Raw genomic sequence first — 23968 nt, forward strand, 5'->3', positions numbered from 1 at the left:
GGCTTTACGGACTGGTACGGCGACTGTCAGACTGAACGCTGGATGCGAGGCCGCCTCCCTGTAACGTGCCTCCCCGGACGGTCCGCAGGACTGGCCGGGGAGGTTGAGGAGCCGTCTCACGAACAGATCACCCAGACCAGGACCGTCCGTCATCGGAAAAGAACGCGGGTGAACCGTTACCCGGACGGGCCGAGACGCAGGGGCCAGACGCCCGGTTGAGGGCGGCTGGACCCTGTGGCTCGGTGGAGCTTGGCGACGCAGGAGCCTAGCGGAATAGGGTGAACGAACCCTTCAGGGCCGCCCCGATCCTTCTTTTCTTCTGCCCTTCAAACCACCCACGGGTCCGTGTCGAAGAGATGAAAAAGACTATTCTTCCCTTCCCGGCCCGCCTTCCTCGTCTTCCTTCTCAGAACCTTGCGTTTTTGACGGGCCTTGCGCCTTTTCTTCTCATCAGCCTTCCAGCAGTCCCGCAGGACAGCACGCAGTTCGGGACACTGTGCGCTGATCTGTCCATAAGCCTGACGCCGGAACCGGGCCACGCCGCCGAAACGGTCGATGCCTGTCACGAGGGTACTCCTGCCGATCCCCGGATAGAAAATCACGCCGAGACCGTCCTGTGCATCGGGTGTTGAGGGCAATCGAAGGAAGAGGGTGGCGAAGCCATCCGAGGTCTGAACCCATCCGGGCGCTGGCCCTGCCAGTTTCCGCAGCGGCATCAGGTCAAAGTCCGGACAGTTCTCGGCTATGGCTGCCGTGAGAGGCGGAGACCTGTGCCAGAAGCTGGCGTTACAGCCCGGCCAGTCTTTTGAGGCGTCGGTCGGAAACAGGATTCCGAAGACGGTGATGAGATCCGCCTCATAGGCAAGCTGACCGCCCTGCCATTTGGCAAAGCCCGGATCATCGAAGCAGTCAAAATACTCCATGCCCCGGATACTGACGTCGGGATAGTCGTCAGAAAGCCCGTCTCCGTGACGGAGGAAAGACGTGCCGATGCCGTTTTCGAGGGTCATCACCAGTGTGGTGTCGTTCTCCCACGCCATCTGGTCCGGTGCGCAGGTCCGGTAGGCGCGCTCTTCGGCGATCTGGCGCAGACGATCCTGCGGGCCGGTGAGTGTGAAAACTGTTGTGACGGCAGTAGCCACGGAAAACATCCTTTTCTTTTTTCAGATGCTTTCCCGCAGGCGCAGACGGCTGGACGGGACAATGGCGCGTCCTCCAGGGCGCGGGCCGCTTGCGGCCGGACCATTGTGGCGGCTGGACGGCCTGTGGCTGGCCCCCTTTCTCTTCTGACCTATCTTCCGCTTCTCCTGACCCCGTGTTTCAGATCCTCGCCGCAACTCTTTGAGCTTTCATCAGTTTTTCTCTTCACAAGAGCGGTCGACCTCATGCCGGCCCCACTTCAAACCGCGAGATCCCGATGAAGAAGATACTGATGCTGGCTGTTGCAGCCGGCCTGATGACCACGACACTGACAGCCGCCCAGGCGGAGCCGGGCGGTTGCGTGAAATACGGTGCTGCCGGTGCGGTCGGCGGCCATGTCGCCAATCATCATGGCGTCCTTGGCGCCATGGGCGGGTGTGTGACGGGCATGTATGTCCGCCACGAGCATCGCAAGGAAGCGCGTCAGAAGGCCGCGCTGTATGACAAGGATCATCCGGGCGCCAAGGGCTCCTACGAAGAGAAGGCCACGGCCTATGATGTCGAGCATTCGACCAAACCGGGCCAGATGACCTCTGACGACAAACCGACGGCTCCGACCGGGGACGCCAGTTCTTCCTCGCCGCAGTAAGACCCTGTCACAGACGCAACCCGTGCCGGTATCACTCGGCACGGGTTGCGATGGGCTCCGGCCTGTCCTTTGTCTGACCTCTTCCCGGTGACTTTCTCAGTGCTCCCCCCGGGACAGGCTTACTTTTTGCACGACGGCTTCGGCCTGCAGGTACAGCGCCTCGATCATGGCCAGACCTTCCTCTCTCCGGTTGTCCGCCAGCAGGCGGTCGGCTTCCCGGGCGAGGACCTTGAGGGGCGCCGTCTCGTGAGACGACGTGTGGATTGCAGGAGGAACAGGGAGTGAGATCATGGGGTGTCGTTCCGAAGATTGATGGTGCGTGAAGAAAATGGGACCTGGGCGGGCAGTGGAACATAGCCGCGCACCGGCTGAGCGGCGCTCTGGCGGATCGCAAGAAGATCCTCAAAGGCCTCCACCGCAAGTTCTGCGAGCCGCGGATCGAAGGCCGTCCCGGCCTGCTCCGGGAGGAAGGCTCTGACCTGTCGGGGCGACCATCCGGACTTGTAAGAGCGTGCCGACAGCAGCGCGTCAATGACATCGGCCAGCCCGACAATCCGGGCAGCCAGCGGAATGGCGTCACCCTGCAGGCCAAAGGGATAGCCTTTTCCGTCATACCGCTCATGGTGGAGCAGAACCGCCTCATGAACGATCGTCGGCACATCGGCAGAAAGATGAAACAGGGCCCCCAGACCCATGGAAGGATGCTGGCGCATCACCGTCATCTGCCGGGAGCTGAACGCTCCGGGATGATTTAACAGGCTGTCTGGCAGGAGGAGCTTGCCAGCATCGTGCAGTCGACCTGCAAGCTCCAGGGAGCTGGCGCACAGCCCACTCCCTGCAAGATGACCGATCAGACCCGCCAGTCGACCGACACGCTGGCCATGACCGTCATCGCCGCGGGCGAGCTGCGCCAGCAGACTGGCGAGAGGAGGACCCTTCTGGGAGTCACAGGTTGCAGGACGTCTCACGACTTCCTTGAGGAGCGTCTGAAGTTCCGGCATGTCACCTCTTCCGATTGCGTAGGCTCATCCTACGGACGCTGAATGTGAGTCCGGTCAGGCCGGATGCAGGAGACAGCGGCCGAGGCCGCCGAGCAGGAGGGCAACACAGGTCACGACAATCCTGATCCCGCGACGACTGCGGTCTCCAGATGCCGGCACCAGACCCGTGAGACGTTCGGCGACCTTGACCAGAGCCAGTGTAACGCAGGCGAGAAGCATCCACGGCCAGAAGGTCAGCGCGAACAGCGGCTGGCCAAGGGCGTGCAGGTGCCACGATTGCGGTCCCGCAACCTGATCCAGGGCACAGAACCCGTCCGTCGCGTTGGTCACAAGAAACAGCATGCCTCCGGCGATGCAGCTGAACCGGCCGACACGGCGGGGCGGCGTCGCCGCAGGCGCGTCCCTGTCCGGAAGACCTGTATAGCGAACGGTAGTCACAACAGTCTGCGACCAGGCCGCATGTGCAGAATAGGACGTCACAGGCCGGCTCCCGGAAAAAGGCGCGAGAGAGACAGCAGGAGCAGGACCGCACCGAGGCTCGCGAACACGGCGCTGCGTCGGCGCTCAAGTCCGTAATCCCGGCCGTCATGGCCGATCTCCGGTCCCCCGGCCCTGATCAGGGCCCCGAGGCCTCCGCCCAGGATGAAGACAGGTCCGATCAGAGCGCCGAGACGGGGCACGACAAACGCAAACAGAAGCAGGCCAATACTCGGCCAGCTGGCCAGAACCTCGCTGATCACTTCCGCAACGCGCTCCCGGACCGGCACGTTGCGCATGGCGTTACATTCCCAGGGCACGGCGGTAAATCTCCAGAAGGGTTTCCTGAGCCTCGACCTCTGCGGGCTCCTGTTTGCGCAGCCGGATGATCATGCGGATGACCTTGACGTCGAACCCGGCCGACCTGGCTTCGGCAAAGATATCCTTGATGTCACCACTCAGCGCCTTGCGCTCTTCTTCCAGGCGCTCGACCCGCTCGATGATGGACCGCAGCCGCTCGGCGGCGATGCCGCCTGCGACGGCACCCTGATTGTCCTGAGAGTCGTCAGGAAACGAAACGCGTTGCCACATGGGTCAACCTTTCAGGGATCGGGGGAGAGGCAGATGGGCGAGAGGGGGCGGGGCAGATCGCGATGCCCGTCTGCCAGGGCTTCCAGCCAGCGGGACTCTCTCACCGGAAGATGCCCGTGACTTGCGATCAGACGGCGAAGGGCTGTGCGATGCTCCCCCAGACGCTCGGCCAGCACGCGCTCGGACCAGCCGATCGTGATCAGGGCACTGGTGATCGCATAGCCATTTAACGGGGGGCGATTACCCGGAGGCGGGACAGCGCGCGCCAGCGGGTGGCTCAGCCTGCGGTGGAGGATCCCGAGGGCTGAAAGCCATTTCAGGAAGTGCGGATCAGGCTGCCCCTGCCCGTCCTGCCAGCGCAGGATGCGGTCTTTCGAAACCCCGGATCGGCGTGCGGCCTGACGCGCGCTCCAGCCGATGACAGACAGTTCGTTGGCAATCGAAAGGGTCACCCGACGATGCCCGGGACGAACGGAGCGTGAATCCACACGTCCTCCCCCCGGTTGCCCACAACGCTGTCCACCGGATCCGGGGATAACCTCCCGCAAGGCCTTCACCGCCATCGATCAACCGTGCCGGGCAATATCGGTGAACGTCCGGTCCTGTGCGCCCTGCCGGATATGTTTGGCCATATGAGGCGAGACGATCCGGTAGCGATTGGGTCGACGGGGATCCAGTCGCTCCTCGATCAGGCCCGCCTGTTCCAGGGCCTCGAGCGCCTCACGCACAACCGCAATTTTCAGGCCAAGCCAGGGTGCAATTTCGCCAGCGGTTTCGTGCTCGGTCAGGGACGCAAAGACGAGGTCATGAATGGGCGACGTCACGACAGTCCTTGTCGCGGGCATCCACGGCACGCGGGCGTAGACACTGTGCCCCAGGGCTGCGATTTCTCCGGCTCTTGCAAGCGTGACCAGAGCATCAGGCAGAGCGCCCGCCTGCTCGGGGGTGAGGTTCGCCCGCAGTTCGAGAACGTTGTACGGCCCACGGTTCAGGCAGGTCCGAACGTGCTGAAGGACAGACTGATAGGCCTCACGTTGTGTCTCTGCATTCAGTTTGCGAAAAACCCGCGCTTTGGGTTGGTTGCAGCCGATCTTCACTGTGTTGCCCTGTCTGCTGTCATCGTGCGGACAGTCTGCCACGTCCGGTTGTGAGTGCGGTGACGCTGCCTCACAGCTGACCTGCCACCCGCATGCACTCGTAGGCCTTCTGCAAATTAGCCAGACCAATCGCCACCCAGACGGGGACGAACACCGGGACGTACCACCGCGGCATGAAGGCTTTCGTCTTCCATAGGCGCCGCAGATCCATTCCGAGAACGCTGAGAGCCAGGGAGAACAGGATGGCCTGTGCAACCATGGTCCAGACCATCTGGATATCGAAAGGAAAGACCATCCAGCCAAACCCGAGGACCAGTGTCCCCGCGAAAACCATGCTGCCGAGCATCCATGGAGAGTTCAGGGAGGGAAAAGAGAATGCCCTGGGCAGGGCGGCCTGCTTGGAAGATATGAGTTGCTCGGTCATACCGGGCAGTATGACGAAGGCGTTTGTGAGTGCGGTTCAGGCAGTCTATTTCGGGAGGGGCCAATAGGAGCAGGTCAGGACGCAGTCTCAGCACTCCAACCGATCCAGCTTCCATGGCTTGCACGTCAAAACGGCTATCCGGCATATGAGGTTGATGGCGACCTGTCGAATGGCCAAAAGTTACGGGATACCCGTAGTTTTTTCTTTACAATAACTACGGGTATCCCGTATTGTCGTCTCATGGATAACAGGTTTGACCCCGCAAAAGACCTCGCCAACCAAAAAAAGCACAAGCTGTCTCTGGCCTTTGGCGACCGTATTTTCGAGGACGATAATCACCTGATCTTGCCCACCATCCGCATCGAGGATGAGGAGGATCGCTACAAAGTGGTTGGCGTCGTGGGCGAGAAGCTGTTCACCGGTGTGTTTGTCTGGCGGGACGATCTGCCCCGCTTCATTTCCGTGAGAAGGAGCAACAAAGGTGAAGAGAAAGCATATCATTCTGCCTGCTGATCCGGCGGATTCCGAAGACCGTGCGGTATCCACCGAAGGCATGGAGCGTGGGCAAAGAGCGCGGTTGATCCGTAAAACCCGTAACGATCTCGGTTTGTCTCAGGTCGAATTTGCCAGCCGTTTCCGCGTCCCTGTCGGCACGTTACGTGACTGGGAACAGGCACGGGCGATGGCCCCCGACTTCGCTGTAGCCTACGTCCGGGTCATCGGACGTCACCCCGATATGGTAGCTCAGGCAGTGGCCTGAGCTACCTTCACAACGAGCCGGGGATTCAGCCCATCAACCCCAAACGCCGGATAGCCGTCAAAACCGGGTGACAGGGCTCCCGGTCCTATCGATCCTTATGTTTTTCTGAGCGTAGCATGGGAATCAACAGGCCAAAGGCGATACCCACGGACACTCCGAGAAGCGTGTTTCCAATCAAGAGGCCAAACGCAGCCCCCAAAGAAATTCCCATTGCCAAAGCGCCGAGACCATCACGCGACTTCTTCATGAAATAGAACTCCGAGACACAACGTCCTGTGAGGACCACAGGCCAGGATCACACCATATGCGTCCATCTGTCTCATCGCACGCAAGAGCGAAGACAACAGGTCCGTTTTCGCCTACATTTCGGTCATAAACAGGGGCGTTTAAATTTCTGGAAAGCAGACATGATCGATCAAATGCGTACAAGTGTTTTGTAGTCAGATTCTGTAATGCCCATTGCCATGTAGGCGCGCCTGGCCTGTGCTTCCCTGATCGTGTCCAGCGATAGCCCGTTTGCGAGCATGTCCTCAATTAGGTCGATATGCAGGGCTGCCAGAAGGGCGTGGGCGTTATAAAGGGCCGCACCCTCCGGCGGCGAGCCCGTTCCTTCCTCGATGAACCTCGCGGTCACCCCAAGCATCCAGCGATAATGCGGCGATTGCAGAATGCCCGAACCGAATTCGAGCGCCCGGATCAGGTGGCGGTTGTCGAGCTTAAACGTCAGGATCAGATCAAGAAACGCTGCAAGACGCTGTTGCGGTGAGGTATCTTGCCGAAAAGGAGCCACACCACTCTCCACGCTTGCCCGGAGAGCTTCGATCTTTGTGGCCCAGAGAGCGTCGAGCAATCTAGCGCGACTACCGAACGCGCGGAATAGTGTTCCCTTCCCGACACCGCATGCCGCCGCAATGGCATCCATGGTCACACGTTCAGGCACATCAGCCTGTGCAAAGAGGGTATCGGCGGCCTCAAGCATGCGGTTCGTCGCGGTCGGCGGCCGTCCGCGACGAACTACTTGGTTTTCGGACTTATGGTCCGATATATAATGTAAATCTGGACTCATGGTCCGGAAATCATATCAAGGAAGCACCATGTCACCAACATCCGAACTGCCAGACTGGCTCGAAAATGCACTGGACGCACTTCGCGCAGGTGATATCGCGGGCTGGATGGCGATCTACGCAGCCGACGCATGCCATGAATTTCCGTTCGCGCCCGAGGGCGCCCCGCGTGAACTGATCGGACGGGACGCCATTGCGGCCTATATGGCCCATCTGCCGTCTATAATCCGGTTCGGCGCGTTGAGCGACATTCGCGTCCGTAGCGCGGGCAACGAACTGATTGTTGAGGCAACGGGCCATCATGAACGCGTTGTCGACGATAGCACAAAGAGCTTGTCCTACGTCTGGTTCATTGAGAGGCATGACGCGAAGGTCACTCGGATACGCGACTATATGAACCCGCTTCAGCTTGCAGCGATTGTCTCAGATTGAATGGCACAAGCTGGCATGGCGTCCCCAGAAGACTAACTGTCGGAACGGACGGCTTGAATGGGGCTGCTCTCGCCTACATCTCGGACAATCCAAAGCACAAGCGACTGATCTTTAAGCGGACGACGTTGGCCAGTCTTGCCTGGGTCATTTTTATTTTCTCAGGCGAGTATCCATGCACGACGGGTTCAGTTCGATCCGAACTGGCGTTTCTTTTCTAAAGGCTGGATGAAGCGAGTGGCGAACAGCAGAACACCATGGAATAATGCGAGCAATCCAAATGCTTCGGCATAAGCCTCCGATGCGACATGGGATGGACCGACTATCGCAAGCCGCCACCCGAGGAATGTGGCGCACGCTGTAATCAACATCGGCCCTCCGATCCTTTGCATGATGTTCAGCGCAGTCGTTGCCATCGGGATATCCGCGCGTGCGATCGAAGCGTATCCCGCGCTCATCGCCGGAATGCCGACGGCGCCCGCACCGCCGCCACGCAACAACAATGCTATGGTCAGCAGGACGACATTCAGACCGCTATAAGCAAGCACCACCAAAATCACTGTTCCGACCAACGACAAAAGAGCCCCGCAACCGGTTAGATTGCGCGCGTCAAACCGGTCACTCAGACGGCCAATGAGCGGATAGACGCACATCATCCCCAGCCCCAGAGGCGCCATGAACAGGCCTGTCCGCTCGGGCGAGACACCGCAGGCGTGGATCAGCCACACCGGAAGAAGCATCTGACCGGCGAACGACACCCCGTTCGTCAGAAACATGATGACCGCCGACACAGAAAAGGCGGGTGCACGCAGCAGGCGCAGATCGATCAGCGCGTCATCACCCTTGTATCGAGCGGATCGGACATACAGGACGAACAGCACGAGAGACGCACCCAGGGTCGCTGATCCGTAGGGTCGGGTGACATGATCCATGGCGTAGAGAAACGAGACGAGGGCGGGTGCGAGCAATCCGAGCCCTGTCAGATCAAGCGGTCGGGGGCGCTCGTCATGCCGATCGTCAGGGAGAAACAGAACGGCAAGGGCAAAAGCCGCAAGCCCGACCGGCACATTGAGAAGAAAGATCCAACGCCAGGACGCAACGGAGAGAATGGCACCGGCGACGACGGGTCCAAGAAGCGGCGCGAGCAGAACAGGTGCCGTCATCGCGCTCGCGACCCTCGGCATCTGTCGGCCCGCCACACGGGCAACCGTCATCTGCGCCATAGGGGCGAGCAGTCCGCCCGCCATGCCTTGCAGCAGACGGAATACGATCAGGGACGGCGCAGACCACGCCAGGGCGCAAAGACCTGATGTCAGCGTGAAGGCACCGAAGCACCATAAATAGACAGCTCGCCCCCCGAGGCGGCTTACGAGCCATCCATTCAGCGGCAACGTCAGGGCGAGCGCCAGCAGATAGCCGCTGACCACCCATTGAATGTGTGAAAACGGAGCGTGCAGGGTCGCGACAAGATCGGGAAGCGACACATTGACGATCGTGGCGTCCAATTGCGCCATGAAAGACCCGATCGCCGCGACGCTCACGATTTTCCATGTGCCCGGTGGCAGTCGATCCGAGCCCTGGGCTGGCAACGACGTTCTGGCGTTCATGAATGATCTCGCTGGGAACCGCGAGGCGCGCAGACATGAGCCATGCGTTTACGCATCCAGCGCGATCGCCTCGCTTGTCGTCACGCGGCCAAGGCGGGGGAAAATCTCTTCGCAGGCAAAGCGCTGCATCTCTTCGGTGAATGTGGACATGACATCCGTGGCGAGCACGACGTTGTATCCATGCTCATGCGCTGCTCTGGCCGTAGACTCTACCCCCAGATTGGTCGCGATTCCGCCCAGCACGATGGTAGAGATACCGCGTCGTCGTAACTGAAGATCGAGATCCGTGCCGTAGAAGGCACCCCATTGCCGTTTCGTGACACGCAGATCGGTCGGTTCGGCAAGCCCGTCGACCAGTTCAGCCCAGTCTGGTGCGAAGCCGTCAGGCGGTGAAAAGGAGCGATCGACGACCGCATGCACCGCGTCCGCGAAATCTGGTGCAAATGCAACGTTTACCAGAATGACGGGAGCACCGGCGGCCCGGAAACGCGCCGCGAGTTCTTTCGATCGCTTAACAATCGCAGTACCCGGTGTGGGAGCCAGGGGAAGCCCCGTGATGCCCTTCTGGAGATCGATCAGGACGAGGGCCGTCCTGCTGGCTGGGAGTGAAATCATGGCAAGACTTTCCCTATCGGCATTAGAACCGCCATCCCGAACCGTTGTCCGGAACACACGGAAACGTTAATAAGTTGAGTATATACTCAAGCAGGAGCATTATTTGAGGATGGACTCAAATTCGTCAAGGGGTAAACGAACGTCTCTTCAGCCGCTGCGCGCGGCTGGGCGTCAGCGCGTCGAGGAATTACTGGTAGCCGCATCGGACCTGATGGCAGAGCGCGGTTACGAGGCGACGACTATGGCGGAGATCGCAGCAAGAGCCGGAGCGAAGATCGGCTCGCTCTATCGTTTCTTTCCGAATAAGGAGGCGGTGGCGGACGCTTTAGTGCAGCGCCATATTGCCATTCTGGAAGACGAATACGCGGCACTCGCCAAACGTGCAGCCACGCTCTCGCCGGACGCTCTGGCGGACGTTCTGATCGAACTGCTTGTCACGCTTCATCCTCGCGTGAAATCCCTGTCTGCGCTGATGGAGGCACGGACTGACAAGATGGAGATCCGTGATCGTGCACGAGGACATGCCATAGCCGGAATTGCGGCAGCATTGCGTGTCTGTGCGCCAGAGTTGGAGGACGCACTAGCGAGAGATATTGCTGCGGTCGTTCTAAACACCATGAAAGTGTTGCGCGGCATGCTGGCGAAGGACGCCCCCACGACGTCAGGCGCGCCTGACGAATTGCGGCGAATGCACCGACTCTATCTAACGGACCGGCTGCAGCCGTTTCGGCGTACTTCAGACGGCATAACGGACGCAGAGCCATAATTTCGCGGATTGGTGCAGCCAGGGTTTCAAACGCCCATTTCATCGCACCTCAAGTGAGGAGGCTAAATGGATGCGAGAAAACCGGGGAGAATTAACACAGTTTTGACGCGAAAATCTCGTACCCGGCGATGGCCGATTGCTTAGCAGGCAGACAGCAGTCGCCTACATTTCTGCCGTTCAACGATCTGTCGCGCTTTCCCCGATAGCGGACATTACCGGTTTCCCTTGACGTAAGGTCCGGAAGTGTCCAGCGGTGGCGGCATGGATACCATCAGCCTTCTTGCTCTGCTTCTGACCCTTTCGGCAGGCTTCAGCATTCTCAATCATCACACACTGCGTATTCCTGTCACGATTGGTGTTCTGATTTTCTCGTTGCTGACGTCGCTTATGGTCATGATCCTGAACTCACTGCTTCCGGCCTACGACCTTCAGGCTTTTCCACGTTCGATGCTTGGAGCCATCAATCTCCCTGCGGCACTTCTGAATGGCGCGTTGTCGCTTCTTCTGTTTGCCGGGGCCATGCAGGTCAATGTCGGACATCTGAGGGCAAAGCTGATATCTGTGGCAGCCCTCTCCATTCTGGGAACCATTCTGGCTGTCGCATTTCTTGCGGTCGCCGCGTGGTCCGTATTTCCGCTGCTGGGACACGCGGTTCCCTTTACATGGTGCATTGTGCTCGGTGCCATTCTCGCGCCTACGGACCCGGTTTCAGTCGTAGGAATGCTAAAACGTCTGGGTCTGCCGGGACCGCTTCAGGCTGTTTTTGCAGGTGAAAGCCTGTTCAACGATGGCGTGGGTGTTGTCATTTTCGGTGTCACGATCGGGCTGACAACCGGAGGAAGCCACGAAGTGACCGCCTCCGGGATTGCGCTAAGTTTCTGCCGGGAGGCAATCGGTGGTGGTCTGTTGGGCGCATTGACCGGGTGGATGGCTTTGCGGGTGCTCAAGGGACAGCGGGATCCGCATATCGACCTGCTGACATCGCTGGCCCTGGCCACTGGAACCTTCAGCATCGCCAATCAGTTTGGAATGTCCGGAGCGATTGCCGTCGTGGTGGCAGGACTGTGCTTTGGAACAAGCTATAGCCATTCCATTTTCGATGAAGCGTCCCGCAAGGATCTCGACGTTGCGTGGACCCTTATTGACGAGGTGCTGAACGTCCTGCTGTTCATGCTGATCGGCTTTGAAATCCTTGAGATCAAGCCGCATGTGTTTGCAGTTTTGGCGACGCTTGCCATCATCCCGCTATCCATTGCTGTGCGGGCCTTGAGCGTGCTCTTTTCAACGCTCCCAACCCACCTCAGGCAATGGGAACGAGGCCGCGTCCTGGGTATCCTGACATGGGGTGGCCTCCGTGGCGGCATCTCGGTCTCTCTGGCGCTTGGACTGCCAGCCGGAGACTTACGGGAGTTGCTGTTGCCGGTTTGTTACGGCGTAGTGGTATTCACGATCATCGTACAAGGACTTACGATGGAATGGGTCGTCCGAAGACTGTTCCCCTCCACCCGTCTCTCAAGCTTAGATCGGTAACTTCTCCTCAGAGGCAGAGTCCTGTTTCGTAAGCATGGGCTCTGGTCGTGCCGAGGGTTTGTCCATCGTTTCCAGAAATCTGTCGGCCAAGGCAGTATAGAGAGGTTGAGGGCAGACAATCCGGGAAACACCAAACGCCAGAAACGCTGTGGCCAGAAGTGCAAGGGTCACTTGCTGGTTATCGCAGATTTCCATGACGATAATCGTTGCTGTTAACGGCGATTGAGCAACACCACAGAAATAGGCGACTGTCCCCAACAGCACGACTGCACCGGGGGTCGTGTGCGGCAGAAACTGCTCGATCCATCCGCCGATACCCGCGCCGATTGCAAGAGAAGGTGCGAACATTCCACCTGGAATTCCCGAACAGTACGAAACCAGCATGGAGAGATACTTCAGGATAAAGAACGAGGCCGGGTAGTGGTCGGTTCCTGCGAAAATTGCCTGGGCCTGCACATAGCCCGTTCCGTAAGTATTCCCTTTGGAGATCAGGCCGATCACCGCGGTCAACAGTCCGCACAATGCTGAGAACATGATCGGACGCTGTTTGGCCAATCGGCCGACAGAGCCAGGTAAGCCTCTGGAAGCCCTGATGACGAGTGCGGCAAAGCTCCCCCCAGCCAGTCCCCCGACAATGCCGCAGACAGGAACGGCGATCCACGCTGTCCCCACCGGGATGTTGACGTCGGCATGACCAAAATAGGTATAATTTCCCATGAGGGTAATAGCGGTGACACCTGAGATCACAACGATCGTCAATGTCCGGCCTGAGGCTTTCTGTTCGAAAGAGTGAGAAAGCTCCTCAATAGCAAAGACAATTCCAGCCAGCGGCGTGTTGAAAGCAGCTGCCATTCCAGCAGCGCCTCCCGCCAGAATCATACTGCGCTTGGACGCGATATTGGATTGCCCAAGCAGTCGTGAAAAGCCATGCATGATCGAGGCCCCGATCTGCACGCTGGGACCTTCACGTCCGATGGAGGCACCGCAGACAAGGCCAAGGCAGGTCAGAATGATTTTCCCGGCGGCAATCCGCAGCGTGAGAATACGGTCCACAACGTCGTAATTTCCCATGTGGAGGGTAGCGATCGTCTGGGGAATTCCTGACCCCTGTGATCCTTTGAAAAGCGTTCGTGTCATCCAGGTAATAAAGGCAAAGCCCGCGGGCGCGAGAACAAGCATGGCCCAGGGATGCCACGTCACGAAGCGCGTCCGCAGTTCAGCGCACTGATCACCAAACCTGGCAAATAAAACGGCAGTGAGACCCACAAGGACAGCGCCGATCCAGTAAAGACTCATCCGGCGCCAGCGTGTTGTCCTGGCGCGCGCTGTTCGTCTGAGATGGTGGATCCTGTCCTTGTGATGAGCAGATGGTTTCACAGGAGCAGAAGGCATATCAGACACAGAAAACGTCCATAGCAGTATAAGCCGTTTCCTCGGCCCTCATGACGACGACTGGAAAACTGGAATAAGAATGTCGTGCCAGATTTATCTGAACCGGGTCAAATATCGGAATTCATGATGTCGCCTTCCCTCATGCCAATTGCTGTCTCCGGCCGGCGCATTTTCATCCTGGGTCTTGTGGCAGGATATGTAGATGCTCTGAGCTTCGTGGACCTGGGAGGTGTCTTTGCAGGGGCGATGACTGGAAACACCACGCATATGGGCGCTTCATTCGTGCAGGGAAACTGGCCCCATGGTTTCCTGCTTGTCGGTGCGCTGGCGATTTTCTTTGCCAGTGCGATCCTGACCAGCCTGGCGCGCCTTCTCTGGCTTCCGGCTTACGGCATTATGTTCATGACGATCCTGATGATGCTGGCGCAGGCGGCTCATTCATCTCCATACCGATACTGGGGTGAGTTCGTGCTTCTTCCGGCTCTACTGGCTGTACAAGGAGAAACCATTGCGAAATTTTCCGGCACACCAATGCCGACGATTGTCATTACAACCAATCTTCTGAAAGCCGCATCTGGTGTTGCAACCTGGGTCGCCGCAAAATTGGCGCCGACCCGAGTAAGTGCTCCGCTCTCCGGAAGTATTCTTCTGCCGGGGCTGTCTTTCCTGTCTTTTTTCATGGGGGCAGTGATGGCAGCACTCGGGCTGGCAATACACGGCAGTTTTCCGTTTCTCTGGCCCCTGCCGTTTCTGGGTTTTCTTTACTGGGACGTCTGGAAATCAGAGCATGATGGACGTTACGAGGACTGAAAGGAGCCAAAGCTGAATATCACAGAACAATCTGGTGTTTGATGCTTTAACCCCTCTTGCACAGTTGCGTTTGCAAGACGCCCCCGTAGAAAACTACGTAATTATAATTTCTTCATATCAACAATTTCGCTGGCAGAAAAATAATAATCAGAGTCAGCTCTCTGGAGAAGGTATGAATTTGATTTTGGTGCAGAAATAATCTTCATAGGAAGTGTTATGTGATATCCCTGCACACGTGCGTCATATTGGACCTCGGGTCCGTGTATTTCATAGAGAGCACCGAGTTCTTGGACAGTCATGTCAAAAACCTCCCCTTGCGTCTGGAGGGTTCGAAAAACCCTTGGTTCTGAGCTGTTCTGTGTGATTCCATTTCTTCGGCGTTGATTGGGGATGGTGGAAGATGAAGCAGCCTGGTTTCTTTGATGTTGAAGAGCGCCTTGCTCGGCTGAGCGGGCTTGGCGATCAGCTGGAGGCCTTTTCCCGGACTGTGGATTTTGAGGTGTTCCGCCCTGATCTGGAGCTGGCTCTGGCCTATTCAGACGGAAGTAAAGGCGGACGTCCGCCGTTTGATCCGGTGCTGATGTTCAAAATTCTGGTCATCCAGACGTTGAACACTTTGTCTGATGAACGGACAGAGTATCTGATCAACGACCGCCTGTCGTTCATGCGCTTTCTGGGATTGGGGCTGTCGGACCGCGTGCCGGATGCCAAAACGGTCTGGCTGTTTCGTGAGCGTTTGACACAGGCGGGTGCCATTGAAAGGCTGTTTGACCGATTTGACGCGACCCTGCGGAACGCCGGTTATCTCCCGATGTCCGGCCAGATCCTGGATGCAACACTGGTGGCTGCTCCAAAGCAGCGCAATACGAAGGCTGAGAAAGCGGATCTCCGGGCAGGACGTATTCCAGAAGACCGGCAGGACAAGCCCGCAAAGATGTCGCATAAGGATCGTCATGCACGATGGACACTTAAGTTCACGAAGGCGAAGCGGCAGGACGATGGAACCATACCGTCGAGCGATCTCGCCATCCCGTTCTTTGGCTACAAATCCCACGTCTCCATCGACCGGAAGTTTCGGTTCATCCGAAAATGGAAGACGACGGATGCCGCCGCCAGTGATGGTGCGCGATTGAGAGAGGGGCTGTTAGATAAAACCAATACGGCCTCAAGCGTTTGGGCTGATACAGCTTATCGCTCGAAAGCGAATGAGGACTTCATGGACAAAGAGGGTTTTGTCTCAAAGGTTCACAGAAAAAAGCCGCATCTCAAGCCTATGCCCCGACATATCCAGAAATCGAATGCTGGAAAGTCCGTGATCCGATCGCGCGTCGAGCACGTCTTTGCCGACCAGAAATCACAGACGGGATTGTTCATCCGAACTGTCGGTATCACCCGGGCCACCATGAGGATCGGGCTGGCCAATATCGTCTACAACATGCGCCGCTTCCTCTTCCTCGAAAGATTGAACGCGAGCGCATAGTCATCCAGCGGGAGAGCAGTCCCCGATCTGCTCAAAACGCAGATCAAAAGCTCCCCCAAAAACCGTCAATCAAATCGCCAAAAGCCTGAAATCACGAGCCAGGCGCATCAACCAACGGTTCTTCGATCCCTCCAGATGCGGTCTATGCGCGAGCTTAGAGCCTGTTTGGAAATTCGGTGAGGGTGTGATTCAAGCCCTGGATGTGGACGCCAGAGCAGAGAGGTCGGATGGCCAGTATCACCCGCAAGACGAAGCGCTATCCGTCTGACATGACGGATGAGGAATGGGCGCGGATCGCGCCACTGATGCCTGAGCCTGGGCGCATGGAACGTCCGCGGGAAATTGAATTCCGCGAAGTGATCAACGCGGTGCGCTATCTGGTCCGCTCGGGCGGTGGCTGGCGAATGTTGCCGATCCATTTCGGGCATTGGCGAACAGTCTATGGCTGGTTCCGGGAACTGGCGCGGCGTTTCCTGTTTCAGACGATCCACGATGTTGAATTGATGCTCGATCGGGAGCGGATGGGTCGTGAAGCCAGTCCGTCGGCCGGGGTGATCGACAGCCAAAGCGTCAAGGCGCCTCATGCAAAGACAAGGGGTTATGACGCCGGTAAGAAAGTGGTCGGACGCAAGCGGCATATCGCCGTCGATACGGACGGGCGCCTGCTGATGCTCAACCTGACACCGGCCGACATCTCCGACAGCGCAGGCGCACAGATGATCCTGGATGCGATCCGTAAACGCTGGCCCTGGGTGAAGCACCTGTTTGCCGATGGCGCCTATGACCGCCTCCAACTGATGGACAAGGCGGCTTATCTGGAGTTCGTCGTCGAGATCATCCGCCGCCGTAACGGGGCTAAAGGCTTCGAGGTTCTGTCCCGACGCTGGGTCGTCGAACGGACGTTCGGTTGGATGACCCGCTGGCGACGCCTCGTGCGCGATTACGAGCGCCGCATCGATGTCTCACAGGCCATGATCTTCGTCGCCATGGGGGCCAATCTCATCCGAAGAAACGCTCATCCATGACTTTCCAAACAGGCTCTTAAAGCCCAATCAACTTTATAAAAAAATTATTAATATTGAAACATTCTTTGAAAAATAAAGAAGCCATTTCGTGTGTATGAATTTTGGGAAGATCTTGCATCTTCGAGAGACCCATATTCGTGAAAATCCCTCTGTTGATATGTTATCTGAGTTTTTCTCTCCTTTTACTAAGTGGTCTTTCGCAGGCGGGAGCAGAAACACTTCATGATGCCATTCACTTGGCCTGGCAAGCAGATCCGAGGCTGGCGTCTTTTCATACGGATGCCTTTTCAGCCAGGAAAGAGGCCAAAGCGGCACGTGCCTGGTTTCCTGACAGCCCGACTATTACAGGCGAGTATCTTGACGATCATTTTATCGGTAGCAAAGTCGGCTATACAACGTACCAAGGTGGTATAAATTTTCCTTTGTGGCTGCCAGGACAAAGCCGCGCGATTGCCAATGAAGCACTTGGAAATCAGGAAGTTGCCGACGCTAATACTCAGGTCGAAAAACTGGTAACAGCTGTCCGTATCGTCACGCTAACCAGCGAGGCGACACTCCAGCAGGAAACTATTCGAAATTTACGTCATGCCGATACCCTGCTGGGAAATATCGCTCACGTTACTGAAGTTGCCTATCAGAATGGTGAACTGTCCGGCTCTGATAACGAGGCGATTGTCGCAGAGAAAGAAACCCTTGAAGGCAGGATTTCAGATGCAGTTCAATCTTTGGACGGTATCAAAGCTGATCTTGAAGCTCTGACCGGACACGAAGATATTCCTGATCTTCTGTCTCTTTCAGGACATATCCTGGATGGGCGTAACATGGCTCTGAACGTTGAACGAGATCCGAGAGTCAGGCTGGCAGAGGCCATAAGAAGTGTCTCAAAATCGTCCTACGAAGTTGCGCGTCATTCCAAAATCCCCAATCCGCGCTTGGGTGTCATGGTCAGCCGGCAGGAACAGTATCAAAGTCCGTGGGATACGCAGGTAGGGGTTCAGATCCAAATCCCTCTACCAAGTGCAGCCCGAAATACTCCCATGGAAATGAAAGCGGTCAGGGCTATGGCGGCGGCAGACCGGGATGCCATTCTGGCGCGCAGAAAAGTCCAGACCGAATATCGGCAGGTTCACACCCGCTTTCGTTCGTCGCTGACAATTCTGCAACACAGCGAAGCAACCAATATCGCACTACAGAAACGTGCAAACGACCTTGAAAACGCCTGGAAGGTCGGAGAAGTGTCGGTCATAGAATATCTCCGTGCGCGCCGCAGTGCTCTGGAAGCGCAGCAACGAGCCTCTCAGGCGAATGTCGTCTGGCACACGGCCATGATCAGAATGATGCTCCTGACAGGAGAGACCCCGTGAAAAAATCCATCTTTGTGTCTGTCCTGTTGGGCATGAGTCCTTTGTGCTTTCCTGGCATAGGCATGGCTGAAAAGACCGTTCAGATTTCGCCGGATGCTTTTAAAGCGGAAAATATTGTGATCTCTACGGCGATAGCCGGAACGCTGTCTGATCATATGGATGTTCCGGCCTATGTCGCACTTGATGAGCGCCATGTCGCCCGTATCCACCCAGTCGGAAACGGCCGTGTTCAGGAGGTCTTTGTAACGCCAGGAGAGAAAGTCCAGAAAGGCGCCCCCCTTTTTAAATATGAAAATTTCAGCCTGGCAGATCAGGAACAGAGAGCTAACGAGGCACAGGCAGCTTATCAGCAGGCCCTGGCGCAAGAAAGTAACGCAACGGATATTTATAAACGTGGGCATGCTTTAGAGGGGGGCGTTGTCTCTTCCGGCGAAGTAGAGCGACGCTTTTCATCGTTCAAAGCAGCACGTGAATTGGTTCGTCAGAGACAGGCAGAGTTAACTACGGAACGGCAACGTCTCGCGCGGTATTCAACACAATTGGAAAAAGGAGAAGGCCTGGTTTCTACCGTGACCTCTCCGATCAGCGGTATTATCCGTACGATTTCAGTAACTCAGGGAGAGAGTGTTTCGAATACAGCCTTACCAGCTGTTGAAATTGACGACCTTTCGCAGGTCTGGGTCATCTCGCAGGTTGATCCACAGAAAGCTGGACTGTTGGCTGCTGGGGGGCAGCAGTTAACATACATCTCTGCGAATCAGGCTCCTATTTCTTCAAATATTACTCTTATCGAGGCCAGTATTGAGCCCGGAACCAGACATGTTCTGGTGCGTAGCCTCGTAACCAATCCTGATATGATTTTGCGTCCTGATATGCTTGTAAAAACTCGTTTGATGACAAGAAATCGTGTCTCCGGCGTTCTTGTTCCAGAAGCTGCCATTCAGACATTGAATGGAGAAAATTGTGTCTTTGTTCAAAAATCAGATCATGAATTTGTTCCGAGGAATGTGACTGTCGCGACTACTCTTGAGGGAAAAGCTTTGGTGACAGAGGGTCTCAAGGCTGGGCAGAAAGTTGTCTCACAAGGAAGCTTTGTCCTGAAGTCGCAATATCTTCTGGCGCCGACGCCTGATCATTCCGAAGCACGGGACTAGATCATGAATTTCTTTTTGCATGTCGTCAAAGGCCGGAAAGGAATTCTGGGCTGTATTCTTCTTTTGATGGTGGCAGGTCTTTTCGATCTTCGCTCTCTTCCCGTAGAGCCAGTTCCAGATATTTCGCCACGTCAGGTTCTCGTCTCTATTCAGGCACCTGGATTACCGACAGAAGAGGTGGAGAAGCTCGTTACATTTCCCATTGAAACGGTGCTGTCGGGGGTTGTCGGGCTAAAAAACCTAAGATCGGTTTCCCGTACTGGCGTATCGGTTCTCTATCTTCAATTTGATGACAATACGAGCATTTACCGCGATCGGGACCTGGTGTCTCAATTTCTGGATCAGGCAAAAAATACCATTTCAGTCCACGGACTCTCCATTAGCATGGGGCCAATGGCCACAGGCATGGGTGAAATCATGCAACTGGAGATTAAAGGGAAAGGCCAGTCTCTCACAGATCTGAACCGTATTCTGAACTGGTCTGTTGTGCCTAAGCTGCGACTGATTCCTGGAGTGGTGGATGTCAACGTCAATGGTGGCGCATCGGAGACCTACGAAGTCGCGCTCGATCCAATGGCCATGCGTCGGTTCAATGTGTCCATTTCAGATGTTTTTAAAGCCGTCGATACTGGCAATGAGGCCGCTGGGGGGGCGTGGATAGAACATAATGATGAGCAGCACATTATTGTGGGTCGCTCCCTCATCGATGACCTCAAAGAATTGGGAGAAGTTCAGGTCAAAAGTGGCCCAAACGGAGAGGTTGTTCATATCAGGGATATTGGCACTGTCCGCAAAGGTGCGCTTCCAAGGCTAGGAGCTGTAACACGGGATGGTAAAGGAGAGGCTGTGAATGCAGTTGTTCTTCTGCAGGAAGGCGCAAGTGCCCGTGACACGCTCAACCGGTTAAACAGAATTCTCCCAACGCTTCAAAAAACACTCCCAGAGGGCATCATCCTGGAGCCGTATTACAGCCGTACAACGCTGACAGATGTGACGATTGATACCGTCAAGGAAAACCTTGCATTGGGCGCGTTGCTTGTTCTGGTGGTGCTGCTTGTCGTTCTTGGAGACTGGAGGGCTTCTCTGGTCATCATGTCCATCATTCCTTTTGCTCTGCTGGCTGCGATGGTTGGGATGCACCATCTTGGTATTTCGGCCAATCTTCTCAGTCTTGGGGCCATAGATTTTGGAATGATTGTCGATAGTGCACTCGTCATTGTCGAGGGCGTTCTGAGTATTTCCGTTATTGCGGGGCTGACTCTGCAGGAGCGCGTGGCCAAAGTGACGGCCTCTGTCGCGCGGCCTGTGATTTTTGCCGTGTTTATCATCATGCTGGTCTATCTGCCGATCCTGACACTGGAAGGTGTCGAAGGGCGGATGTTTCGACCGATGGCAGAAACCATTATTCTGGCATTGCTGGCTTCTCTCGTCTTCGCTTTTCTGGGTGTGCCAGCTTTATGTGCGATGGTCATGAAGAGTCATTCAGGAAGCGCTGACACAGTGACCGGACCTGAAGGACAGGAACATGCCTTCAGTGTCGAAAGCCATGACACACGATTTATCGCCTTTTTGAGGCGTGGCTTTAACCCGGCAGCGCGATATTGCCGCACACATACAAATCAGATTTTCATGGTTGCAGTCGGTATTCTGCTTGTGTCTGTCTTTTTGGCGACACGTCTTGGAGGAGAGTTCATTCCACAACTCCAGGAGGGTGATTTGATTGTCACGTCAACGCGTCTTCCAGGAATCTCTCTCGATGCGTCAGTGCGTGCCGTTACGAACATTGAAAAGACCCTGCGACAATTTCCCGATATTCGCATGTTGGTGAGTAATACTGGAACGTCAGCTATCCCTACAGATCCACAGGGCGGAGAACAAAGCGACACCTATGTTTTGCTGAAGCCGCGATCAGAATGGAAGACTGCACATTCCCAGGAAGGGCTCGTGAGGGCGTTTGACGCAGCACTGCGCCAGAATAATCCCGGCTCGCTTTTTTCGTGGAGCCAACCCATTCAAATGCGCATGGATGACATGCAGGCCGGAGTGCGCTCACAGATTGCAATCGGCATCTACGGTCCTGATATTCGTCGGCTACAGGAACTGGCGCGACAAACGGCAGATATTGTCAGCAGGATTAACGGTGCGGCGGACGTCGCTCCCCAGGACGTTGGGACGATTCCATATCTTCATATTGATGTGGATCGAACAGCCGCAGGTCGGCTCAATGTGGATACAGCGGCTATTCTTGATGTTGTCGAGTCCGTCGGCGGACACGTCGGGCCGCCGGTTTCAACGGGTGATGCTTTAATTCCAACCGAAGTGCGGATCGACGCTCCGCAAAGGCGTACTCTTGATGATATCAAACGCCTCCCGGTCGCGACACGAGATGACCAGATGGTTGAATTGTCTCAGGTCGCTAAAATCACGCTGACTGATGGGCCAGCGGCCATCCGCCGCTATCAGGGGGAGCGACGGATGATGGTGCAGGCGAACGTGCGCGGGCGCGATATGAGTTCGTTCGTACAGGAAGCTCAGACGACCGTTGGCCAGCAACTTAAACTTCCCCATGGATATCGTGTTGAATGGGGCGGACAGTTTCGCAATCTCCAGTCAGCTGTTGCTCGATTGGAGATTGTCGTACCGATTACCTTGGCGCTTATTTTCTTTCTGTTGGTGTTCGCGTTTGGGGATACTTGGGTAGCGGGCCTGGTCTTCCTAAATCTGCCGTTTGCCGCAACGGGTGGTATCCTGGCACTGACGGTAAGATCCCTGCCGTTTAGCGTCTCTGCTGGGATTGGGTTTATTGCTTTGTTCGGGGTGGCGACCTTGAATGGAGTAGTCCTTGTTTCCTGCATTCGGGAAAAACGAGCGGCAGGGTTGTCGGCGCGCGTTGCCAGTCAGGAGGCCGCTGAAGAGCGTTTCCGCCCTGTCATGGCTACAGCTACTGTGGCCTGCCTGGGGTTCTTTCCGATGGCGTTTTCAATGAGCGAAGGGGCTGAAGTTGAAAAGCCATTAGCAACCGTTGTTATTGGAGGGCTGGTGTCATGTACGGCCCTGACTCTTCTCGTCTTACCCAGTTTGTATGTTAAGCTGGATGAATGGAGAAGAAGCCGACTCTAGAGAAAACTCACACAGATAGAGCGAGTATCATCAGATAATCGCTCTATATTAAAATAATTACGGAATTTTTTTGTGAACAAAATAATATTAAAAATATCTTTTATAATTTTTGTCTTATTTTTTCTCGCAGTAATTTTTATTAGAAGCCATCAGAAAAGTCCGACAGTGGACGAGGTTCATGACTACTTAGTAAACTATATTTATAAACCTATTCCTGCTTCCAACGTCGAAACCGGCCTGCATCGCCTGAGGCGCATTGAAATGTTAGAAATGCGTCAGGGTTTAAATCCGACCTTCGAGATAACTGAACTTTCTTGTCAAAAAAAAGGAATTTTAGAAATAAAATATATTTGTCACCTGTCGGTAAAAATTAAGTATAAGGCAAGCTATATAAAATCCACCCTAGAGATACATAGAGATGATCTAGGATACATATCTGGAGAAGAAATTATAGGAAATCAGTAATTCAAATATTTTTATGACAAAAATTCATAATATTTATTTTTAATACGCCTAAAATACCTACGCAAAAAGTGCTGCAAGCATTTCGATTTTTATCGTCATTCGCTTCGGGAGTCCAAAAAACTATATGACCGGATAGGGAGGTGTAGTGGTTATGCATTTCCAACATCCGGAATAGCTGCTTACGCTTATTTCCTCGCCAACAGCCGACATCTGCTTGCTCCCCTAATTCGCCTGTCTGCTCAAGCGAACCAAAACAGACAGGCGGCGGTCGCCTACATGTCGGACGCCAGAGCGTCGCTTTTCGCTTCTCTGAAACGGACGTGTTCATGGCTTGCGAGGATAGGCTGTTGTCGATCACGACCAACATCACCAGCATCCCGCCTAAAATGCGCGGTATGTGCCGGCGGCCAAGTGCGATGACCCCGCTCGTCTCTGTTAGGGCGTAGGGGGAACTCAACACCAGTCTCTCTGGAAATGGTTATTGATGGATGACAGGCTCAATGATCGTCGGAATTGCAGCCCGGAGCACGCGGAGAGCTGACGGCTTGGCGTAGCCGGTCGACCCGATTACGCAAGTCCCGCAGTTCGGTGATCGACAGCCCGGTCGCCGCCAACACACAAGCCGGAATCGTCTCGGCCTGAACGCGCAGGGCCCGACCGGCCTCGGTCAGATGAACGCGCACCTGTCGTTCGTCCTTCTGGTCGCGGGTGCGTTCCACAAGGCCAGCGCCCTCCAGCCGCTTGAGCAACGGCGTCAGGGTGGAGCTGACCAGATCGAGTTGTGATCCAATTTCGCCGACAAGTCTGCCGTCACTGCTCCACAGGACGGTCATTACCAGATATTGCGGATAGGTGAGACCGAGCGGCTCGAGCAGCGGTTGGTACAGCCGATTGAAGGCGTGGCTCGCGGCATACAGCGAGAAGCACACGAAATTCGACAGATCAGGTGTGGATGGGTCTTCGTTCATATCATCCTCCATAAGCAGAGTCATTATATCGCGCAATATC

The 23968-nt window shown here is 55.9% G+C and carries 30 protein-coding genes; 14 read left to right on the top strand and 16 right to left on the bottom strand.

The window, feature by feature from the left end; translation table 11 throughout:
- On the top strand, positions 1 to 219 hold a 219-nt coding region (locus KP708_RS14315), incomplete at its 5' end, for a hypothetical protein (protein WP_215757206.1).
- 107 nt (positions 220 to 326) lie between these two features.
- Here the strand turns inward: KP708_RS14315 and KP708_RS14320 are convergent.
- A complete protein-coding gene (locus KP708_RS14320; protein ID WP_010505522.1) occupies positions 327 to 1151 on the bottom strand; it encodes a hypothetical protein in 825 nt (274 codons plus the stop codon).
- Between the two features lie 266 nt (positions 1152 to 1417).
- Between KP708_RS14320 and KP708_RS14325 the strand changes: the two genes are divergently transcribed.
- Positions 1418 to 1789 (top strand): hypothetical protein, encoded by a 372-nt coding sequence (locus tag KP708_RS14325; RefSeq protein WP_026017748.1) that lies wholly within the window; start codon positions 1418 to 1420, stop codon positions 1787 to 1789.
- A gap of 96 nt (positions 1790 to 1885) precedes the next feature.
- On the opposite strand, the gene KP708_RS14330 is transcribed toward KP708_RS14325, so the two are convergent.
- From KP708_RS14330 to KP708_RS14365, 8 genes are all read right to left on the bottom strand, one after another.
- Complete coding sequence (locus KP708_RS14330) at positions 1886 to 2080, bottom strand: hypothetical protein (protein ID WP_010505519.1); 195 nt, start codon at positions 2078 to 2080, stop codon at positions 1886 to 1888.
- On the bottom strand, positions 2077 to 2790 hold the full coding sequence (locus KP708_RS14335; protein ID WP_010505517.1) for an HD-GYP domain-containing protein: 714 nt from the start codon (positions 2788 to 2790) through the stop codon (positions 2077 to 2079). The genes KP708_RS14330 and KP708_RS14335 overlap by 4 nt, the downstream gene beginning before the upstream one ends.
- 54 nt (positions 2791 to 2844) lie before the next feature.
- Positions 2845 to 3270 carry a hypothetical protein gene (locus tag KP708_RS14340; protein ID WP_010505516.1) on the bottom strand — a complete coding sequence of 142 codons (426 nt, stop codon included), beginning with the start codon at positions 3268 to 3270 and terminating at the stop codon, positions 2845 to 2847.
- Positions 3267 to 3566: a hypothetical protein gene (locus KP708_RS14345; protein ID WP_010505515.1), complete on the bottom strand. Its 300-nt coding sequence runs from the start codon at positions 3564 to 3566 to the stop codon at positions 3267 to 3269. Before KP708_RS14345 ends, KP708_RS14340 begins: the two co-directional genes overlap by 4 nt.
- A 4-nt stretch (positions 3567 to 3570) precedes the next feature.
- Positions 3571 to 3858, bottom strand: coding sequence for a DUF2312 domain-containing protein (locus KP708_RS14350; RefSeq protein WP_010505514.1), 288 nt, complete (start codon positions 3856 to 3858; stop codon positions 3571 to 3573).
- An 11-nt stretch (positions 3859 to 3869) separates the two neighbouring features.
- On the bottom strand, positions 3870 to 4346 hold the full coding sequence (locus tag KP708_RS14355) for a helix-turn-helix transcriptional regulator (RefSeq protein WP_010505512.1): 477 nt from the start codon (positions 4344 to 4346) through the stop codon (positions 3870 to 3872).
- Positions 4347 to 4424: 78 nt separating this feature from the next.
- Entirely contained in the window at positions 4425 to 4997 is a 573-nt protein-coding gene (locus KP708_RS14360; RefSeq protein WP_371822789.1) for a hypothetical protein, read from the bottom strand.
- Positions 4998 to 5025: 28 nt separating this feature from the next.
- A complete protein-coding gene (locus KP708_RS14365; RefSeq protein ID WP_010505508.1) occupies positions 5026 to 5289 on the bottom strand; it encodes a hypothetical protein in 264 nt (87 codons plus the stop codon).
- Between the two features lie 330 nt (positions 5290 to 5619).
- Here KP708_RS14365 and KP708_RS14370 point away from each other — a divergent pair, with 330 nt between their 5' ends.
- Positions 5620 to 5892, top strand: coding sequence for a BrnT family toxin (locus tag KP708_RS14370; protein ID WP_010505507.1), 273 nt, complete (start codon positions 5620 to 5622; stop codon positions 5890 to 5892).
- Complete coding sequence (locus KP708_RS14375; RefSeq protein ID WP_010505506.1) at positions 5861 to 6139, top strand: DNA-binding transcriptional regulator; 279 nt, start codon at positions 5861 to 5863, stop codon at positions 6137 to 6139. Before KP708_RS14370 ends, KP708_RS14375 begins: the two co-directional genes overlap by 32 nt.
- Before the next feature lie 85 nt (positions 6140 to 6224).
- On the opposite strand, the gene KP708_RS14380 is transcribed toward KP708_RS14375, so the two are convergent.
- Together KP708_RS14380 and KP708_RS14385 are read right to left on the bottom strand one after the other, a co-directional pair.
- Entirely contained in the window at positions 6225 to 6386 is a 162-nt protein-coding gene (locus KP708_RS14380; RefSeq protein ID WP_164473961.1) for a hypothetical protein, read from the bottom strand.
- 168 nt (positions 6387 to 6554) lie between these two features.
- Positions 6555 to 7118 (bottom strand): TetR/AcrR family transcriptional regulator, encoded by a 564-nt coding sequence (locus tag KP708_RS14385; RefSeq protein ID WP_010505505.1) that lies wholly within the window; start codon positions 7116 to 7118, stop codon positions 6555 to 6557.
- Positions 7119 to 7233: 115 nt separating this feature from the next.
- On the opposite strand from KP708_RS14385, the gene KP708_RS14390 reads away from it, so the two are divergent.
- The gene (locus KP708_RS14390) at positions 7234 to 7635 is read left to right on the top strand and encodes a nuclear transport factor 2 family protein (RefSeq protein WP_010505504.1); all 402 of its coding nucleotides are present in this window, start codon (positions 7234 to 7236) and stop codon (positions 7633 to 7635) included.
- Between the two features lie 185 nt (positions 7636 to 7820).
- Here KP708_RS14390 and KP708_RS14395 read toward each other — a convergent pair whose 3' ends face one another.
- Both KP708_RS14395 and KP708_RS14400 read right to left on the bottom strand, forming a co-directional pair.
- Positions 7821 to 9239 carry a DHA2 family efflux MFS transporter permease subunit gene (locus KP708_RS14395; protein ID WP_059431528.1) on the bottom strand — a complete coding sequence of 473 codons (1419 nt, stop codon included), beginning with the start codon at positions 9237 to 9239 and terminating at the stop codon, positions 7821 to 7823.
- Between the two features lie 48 nt (positions 9240 to 9287).
- The gene (locus tag KP708_RS14400; RefSeq protein WP_010505826.1) at positions 9288 to 9854 is read right to left on the bottom strand and encodes a hydrolase; all 567 of its coding nucleotides are present in this window, start codon (positions 9852 to 9854) and stop codon (positions 9288 to 9290) included.
- A gap of 109 nt (positions 9855 to 9963) precedes the next feature.
- On the opposite strand from KP708_RS14400, the gene KP708_RS14405 reads away from it, so the two are divergent.
- The gene (locus KP708_RS14405) at positions 9964 to 10620 is read left to right on the top strand and encodes a TetR/AcrR family transcriptional regulator (RefSeq protein ID WP_010505827.1); all 657 of its coding nucleotides are present in this window, start codon (positions 9964 to 9966) and stop codon (positions 10618 to 10620) included.
- Positions 10621 to 10881: 261 nt separating this feature from the next.
- Positions 10882 to 12150: a sodium:proton antiporter gene (locus KP708_RS14410; protein WP_215751203.1), complete on the top strand. Its 1269-nt coding sequence runs from the start codon at positions 10882 to 10884 to the stop codon at positions 12148 to 12150.
- On the opposite strand, the gene KP708_RS14415 is transcribed toward KP708_RS14410, so the two are convergent.
- Complete coding sequence (locus tag KP708_RS14415) at positions 12139 to 13446, bottom strand: chloride channel protein (RefSeq protein WP_215751207.1); 1308 nt, start codon at positions 13444 to 13446, stop codon at positions 12139 to 12141. The genes KP708_RS14410 and KP708_RS14415 overlap by 12 nt on opposite strands.
- A 222-nt stretch (positions 13447 to 13668) precedes the next feature.
- Between KP708_RS14415 and KP708_RS14420 the strand changes: the two genes are divergently transcribed.
- The 7 genes from KP708_RS14420 to KP708_RS14450 all read left to right on the top strand — a co-directional run bounded on the left by KP708_RS14420 (position 13669) and on the right by KP708_RS14450 (position 22960).
- Positions 13669 to 14352, top strand: coding sequence for a YoaK family protein (locus tag KP708_RS14420; protein ID WP_059431505.1), 684 nt, complete (start codon positions 13669 to 13671; stop codon positions 14350 to 14352).
- Positions 14353 to 14752: 400 nt separating this feature from the next.
- Positions 14753 to 15832: an IS5 family transposase gene (locus KP708_RS14425; RefSeq protein WP_059431501.1), complete on the top strand. Its 1080-nt coding sequence runs from the start codon at positions 14753 to 14755 to the stop codon at positions 15830 to 15832.
- A 200-nt stretch (positions 15833 to 16032) separates the two neighbouring features.
- Entirely contained in the window at positions 16033 to 16857 is an 825-nt protein-coding gene (locus KP708_RS14430) for an IS5 family transposase (protein ID WP_082204538.1), read from the top strand.
- A 137-nt stretch (positions 16858 to 16994) separates the two neighbouring features.
- Positions 16995 to 18221, top strand: a complete 1227-nt coding sequence (locus tag KP708_RS14435; RefSeq protein WP_010505662.1) for a TolC family protein — start codon at positions 16995 to 16997, stop codon at positions 18219 to 18221.
- Positions 18222 to 18376: 155 nt separating this feature from the next.
- Positions 18377 to 19375, top strand: a complete 999-nt coding sequence (locus KP708_RS14440; RefSeq protein ID WP_215751204.1) for an efflux RND transporter periplasmic adaptor subunit — start codon at positions 18377 to 18379, stop codon at positions 19373 to 19375.
- Between the two features lie 3 nt (positions 19376 to 19378).
- Positions 19379 to 22495 (top strand): efflux RND transporter permease subunit, encoded by a 3117-nt coding sequence (locus KP708_RS14445; RefSeq protein ID WP_010505657.1) that lies wholly within the window; start codon positions 19379 to 19381, stop codon positions 22493 to 22495.
- A 165-nt stretch (positions 22496 to 22660) separates the two neighbouring features.
- Positions 22661 to 22960, top strand: a complete 300-nt coding sequence (locus tag KP708_RS14450; RefSeq protein WP_156315471.1) for a hypothetical protein — start codon at positions 22661 to 22663, stop codon at positions 22958 to 22960.
- Position 22961: 1 nt separating this feature from the next.
- Here the strand turns inward: KP708_RS14450 and KP708_RS14455 are convergent, their stop codons facing one another.
- Positions 22962 to 23420, bottom strand: coding sequence for a hypothetical protein (locus KP708_RS14455; protein ID WP_215751205.1), 459 nt, complete (start codon positions 23418 to 23420; stop codon positions 22962 to 22964).
- Between the two features lie 37 nt (positions 23421 to 23457).
- Positions 23458 to 23952, bottom strand: coding sequence for a MarR family transcriptional regulator (locus tag KP708_RS14460; RefSeq protein ID WP_082204539.1), 495 nt, complete (start codon positions 23950 to 23952; stop codon positions 23458 to 23460).
- Between the last annotated feature and the right edge of the window lie 16 nt (positions 23953 to 23968).

The sequence above is a fragment of the Gluconobacter sp. P5H9_a genome, assembly GCF_018812085.1.
GTDB lineage: Bacteria > Pseudomonadota > Alphaproteobacteria > Acetobacterales > Acetobacteraceae > Gluconobacter.